We start from the raw sequence: 1,252 nt of genomic DNA, 5'->3' as shown, positions 1-1,252 counted from the left end.
TAGAGCGTGTCTCTTTGAGAGCTGATCAGTTGATCGGATATGCCTGTCCGGTTAGTGATCACTGATGCGATGTGGGGCCGGATCGAGCCGCTGATGCCGGCCGATCCGGTCCGTGGGCGGCGATGGGCCGACCACCGCCGCACGCTGGAGGCCATCGCGTGGAAGTACCGCACCTGCTCGCCCTGGCGCGACCTGCCGGACGAGCTCGGTTCGTTCCAGACCGCTCACAAACGGCTGATCAGGTGGGCCGTGGACGGCACCTGGGAACGGATCCTCGCCGCAGTCCTGGCAGCGGCCGATGACAGCGACGACATCGGCTGGACCGTGTCGGTGGACTCCACCGTCTGCCGAGCCCATCAACATGCCGCCGGAGCCAGGAAAAGGGGGCTGCGGACCGCTCCGAGCCAGACGATCACGGTCTCGGACGCTCCCGCGGCGGCCTGAGCACGAAGGTCCATCTCGCCAGCGACAGCTATGCACGACCCCTCGCCCTCTACGTCACCGCAGGCCAGGCGGGTGACGCACCGGCCTTCGAGGCCGTCTTGGCTGGCATCCGCGTCCCCCGGATCGGACGTGGCAGACCGAGGACGCGTCCCGAGGCCGTCCTGGCGGATCGCGCGTATTCGTCGCGTGCGATCCGTGGGCAGCTGAGCCGGCGAGGGATCCGTGCTGTCATTCCGCAGCCGTCCGATCAGGCTGGTCACCGTCTGCGGCGAGGTAGCGCAGGTGGTCGCCCGCCGGCCTTCGACGCCGAGGCCTACAAGCAGCGCAACGCGGTCGAGCGATGCATCAACCGGCTCAAGCAGTGGCGCGGTCTGGCCCTGCGGACGGACAAGCTCGCCATCGCTTACCAAGCCGCACTCCACCTCGCTGCCATCCTTATCTGGGCCCGTAGGTGACCCTGCTCCGCAGCTGAACTGCTCACGGTGAACCCACCCGATGGCCCTTGCTTCTGCGCGAAGATCAACCCATGGACGACCTCGTGAAGTTCCTTCGGGACCGCAATATGGAGGACAACCACGCCTATGCCGAGGTGGCCCACCGCTTTGGCGCCGACGCCCTCCTCGACAGCCACCTGCCGATGCTCGACTTGATCGACATGCTGGCCAGGGACTACCAGGCGATGGACGCGGCGGATTCACGTCACGCAGGGCTCGCGTATGCGCTCAAAGTGCTGGCACAGTCCTACGCCGAGCACTCCCAGTACCGCCAGGAGTGGCGTCCGTAAGCCGACCAAAGAGACATCCCCTAG

The 1,252-nt window shown here is 66.6% G+C and carries 2 protein-coding genes; both read left to right on the top strand.

The features are described from left to right. Nucleotides 1-39: 39 nt before the first annotated feature. A protein-coding gene (locus tag ABTX60_RS43150; protein ID WP_352102054.1) for an IS5 family transposase occupies nucleotides 40-899 on the top strand; the annotation gives its coding sequence in 2 pieces (ribosomal slippage) (nucleotides 40-388 and nucleotides 388-899; 861 coding nt in all). A gap of 71 nt (nucleotides 900-970) precedes the next feature. After that, nucleotides 971-1,228: a DUF6221 family protein gene (locus ABTX60_RS43145; protein ID WP_352102053.1), complete on the top strand. Its 258-nt coding sequence runs from the start codon at nucleotides 971-973 to the stop codon at nucleotides 1,226-1,228. The last annotated feature ends 24 nt before the right edge of the window (nucleotides 1,229-1,252 follow it).

It is taken from the genome of Streptomyces sp. NPDC126510 (assembly GCF_040302345.1).
Classification (GTDB): domain Bacteria; phylum Actinomycetota; class Actinomycetes; order Streptomycetales; family Streptomycetaceae; genus Streptomyces.
Note: the sequence above shows the minus strand (reverse complement) of the source record. Positions and strands in the feature narration are given on the sequence as shown.